Origin of the sequence: Candidatus Oscillochloris fontis, assembly GCF_004138135.1 — a bacterium.
Lineage (GTDB): Bacteria > Chloroflexota > Chloroflexia > Chloroflexales > Chloroflexaceae > Oscillochloris > Oscillochloris fontis.
Genome location: NZ_RYFD01000100.1, coordinates 1 through 3,252, shown reverse-complemented (window position 1 = coordinate 3,252; position 3,252 = coordinate 1). Strand labels below are relative to the sequence as shown.

General features: G+C 60.8%; 2 rRNA genes. Both read left to right on the top strand.

Annotated elements, in window-relative coordinates:
* Positions 1 to 87 precede the first annotated feature (87 nt).
* Positions 88 to 3,028: ribosomal RNA gene (locus EKD03_RS18020) — 23S ribosomal RNA — on the top strand.
* A 103-nt stretch (positions 3,029 to 3,131) separates the two neighbouring features.
* Positions 3,132 to 3,247 (top strand): 5S ribosomal RNA (gene rrf / locus EKD03_RS18015).
* Positions 3,248 to 3,252: the final 5 nt, after the last annotated feature.

Sequence of the window (3,252 nt, the reverse complement as noted above, 5' to 3'; positions counted from 1 at the left end):
CCCGTCGTACCTTACCAACTGATGCACTGCGAATGCTAAAGACATCACCGTCTGGACGCCGCGCGTGAGCGCCGCGAACGCAGGCGGAGGGAAGACACTATGAGCACACGACGGATGCCATGGCGCAACGTGCCGATGAAGGACGGGGCACCGCTCCGATATGCTGCGGGGAGTCGCACGCAGGCTGTGATCCGCAGATCTCCGAATGGGGCAACCCACCGCTTCGGCGGTACCACGTAAGTGGAGGGCACCCGGCCAACTGAAACATCTCAGTAGCCGGAGGAAGAGAGAACCACACCCGTAGTAGTGGCGAACGAACCGGGTTTTTGCCTAAACCAGGCCGGTGTCAAGGGGCCACCGTTGCCGGTCTGGGGTTGTAGGGCCGAGAAGGGGTGCTGGCCGGCACCTACTCTGTACTAAGTCAGCAGGCGAAGCGGTCTGGAAAGCCGCACCAGAGCGCGTGAGAGTCGCGTAGCCGCTGACGACCGATGGAGCCTCGGTACCTGAGTACGTCCGGGCACGAAGAACCTGGGCGGAATCGAGGGGGACCACCCTCTAAGGCAAGCTACACGTTGCGACCGATAGCGAACAGTACCGTGAGGGAACGGTGAAAAGTACCCCGGTGAGGGGAGTGAAACAGACCCTGAAATCGTGTGCTTGCATGCCGTGGGAGGGCTAGGGCGTAAGTCAAGCCTGACCGCGTGCCTTTTGGAGTATGATCCGGCGAGTTACCTTCGGTGGCGCGGTTAAGGCAGAAACAGCTGGAGCCGCAGGGAAACCGAGTCTTCACGGGCGACATCGTCGCCGGAGGTAGACGCGAAACCATGTGAGCTACCCATGGTCAGGCTGAAGCGTCCCTAACAGGACGTGGAGGGCCGCACCGGTGTGGGTTACAAACCGCTCGGATGAACTGTGGGTAGGGGTGAAATGCCAATCGAACATGGAGATAGCTCGTTCTCCCCGAAATGTATTGAGGTACAGCCGCGGCTTAGTCGCCGTCGGAGGTAGAGCACTGTTGTTGTGCGGGGGCTTCACCGCTTACCAAGCGACGGCAAACTGCGAATACCGACGCGCGAACACCGCGAGTGAGACGGCGAGTGCGAATATCCGTCGTCGAGAGGGAAACAGCCCAGACCGCCAGCTAAGGCCCCCAAATCACTACTTAGTGGGAAAGGTTGTGGTGCCGCGTAGACAACCAGGAGGTTGGCTTAGAAGCAGCCACCCTTGAAAGAGTGCGTAATAGCTCACTGGTCGAGTAGCGCTGCGCCGATGCTTCAACGGGGCAAAGTAGTGTGCCGACGCTGCGGGAGGAGCAATCCTCGGTAGGGGAGCGTCGTTGGGGCAGAGAAGCCAGAGCGGAAGCCCTGGTGGAGCGCCAACGAGTGCGAATGCCGGAATGAGTAACAGAGAAGTGGGGTCGCAACCCCCACCACCGGAAGCCCAAGGGTTCCGCCGCACGGGTACACCGCGGCGGGTGAGTCGGGCCTAAGGCGTAGCCGAAAGGCGAAGCCGATGGACAATCGGTTGATATTCCGATACCGTGTGTTTGTCGTTTGACCAATGCCGAATGCTGGGGGGGAGTCGCCGCGGCGAGACGAGCGCCGTGTAAGCCGGTAGGGAGCGTTGGGAGGCAAATCCCCTGACGCGTTGACCGAGAGGCAATGCCGAGGCTACGGAGCAATCCACGGCCAAGGGCGAGGCACCTGGACAGCCGAGAAAGGTCGGCTCGGGAGACAAACCATGACCGTACCGCAAACCGACACAGGTGGGCTGGTCGAGGAGACCAAGGTGAACGAGTGATCCCTAGTTAAGGAACTCGGCAAATTGACCCCGTACCTTCGGAAGAAGGGGTGCTGCGCGTAGTGTGAAGCCCCTCGCGGGTGGAGCATGAGGCAGCCGCAGGGTCCAGGCCCGGGCGACTGGATAACAGAACCACAGCTCCCTGCTTAAAGCGCAAGCTGATGTATAGGGGGTGATGCCTGCCCAGTGCCGGAAGGTTAAGGGGAGGGGTGCAAGCTCCGAACCGAAGCCCCGGTAAACGGCGGCTGTAACTATAACAGTCCTAAGGTAGCGAAATTCCTTGTCGGGTAAGTTCCGACCCGCACGAAAGGCATCACGATCTGGGCACTGTCTCAACTAGGGGCTCGGTGAAATTGCAGTGGCCGTGAAGATGCGGCCAACTCAGAGCAGGACAAAAAGACCCCGTGGAGCTTTACTACAACTTGCCATCGGATAGATCGCTGCGATGCGTAGGATAGGTGGGAGGCGGAGAACCGGCCCTCGCGGGGGTCGGGGAGCCGACGGTGAAATACCACTCTTCGTTGCGGTCCATCCTCACCCGCAGGCCGCGGGGACGGTGGCTGGTGGGTAGTTTGACTGGGGCGGTCGCCTCCCAAAAGGTAACGGAGGCGCACAAAGGTACCCTCACGTGGGATGGCCATCCACGAGCGCGTGCAACGGCACAAGGGTGCTTGACTGCGAGACACACAGGTCGAGCAGGGACGAAAGTCGGTCGTAGTGATCCCACAGTGCTGTGTGGAAAGGCTGTGGCTTAACGGACAAAAGCTACCCCGGGGATAACAGGCTCAGACCGCCCAAGAGTTCATATCGACGGCGGAGCGTGGCACCTCGATGTCGGCTCGTCGCATCCTGGGGCTGGAGTAGGTCCCAAGGGTTGGGCTGTTCGCCCATTAAAGCGGCACGCGAGCTGGGTTCAGAACGTCGTGAGACAGTTCGGTCTCTATCCGCTCTGAGCGCTTAGAGTATTGCGAGGAGCTGGCCCTAGTACGAGAGGACCGGGCTGGACGAACCGCTGGTGGAGGAGTTGTGGGGCGTCCTGCAGGCTCCGTAGCTATGTTCGGAAACAAGAACCGCTGAAAGCATCTAAGTGGGAAATGTGCCTCAAGATGAGTACTCTCACAGCTATAGGCTGGTAAGACTCCCAGGAGATGACTGGGGTACGCAGCGAGCACTGGACGCGCCGCGAGGCGTGGAGGTGACTCGAGTGCAGAGTCGAGGGCTTCCCTCCACCGGCGTGCGCGACGCGCACGGGTGGCGGCTCAATGGCACACGCAGGGCATCAGTTGGTACGGTAGGACGGTTCACAAGTGAACCGCTCACTGTATCCCAGTGGGTGTGTGGTTAGCGTGGTGGTCCCACCCCGTCCCATCCCGAACCGGGTCGTGAAACACCGCAGCGCCGATCCTACTGGCGGAGCATCCGCTGGGAACCTAGGTCCACGCACCCCCACCA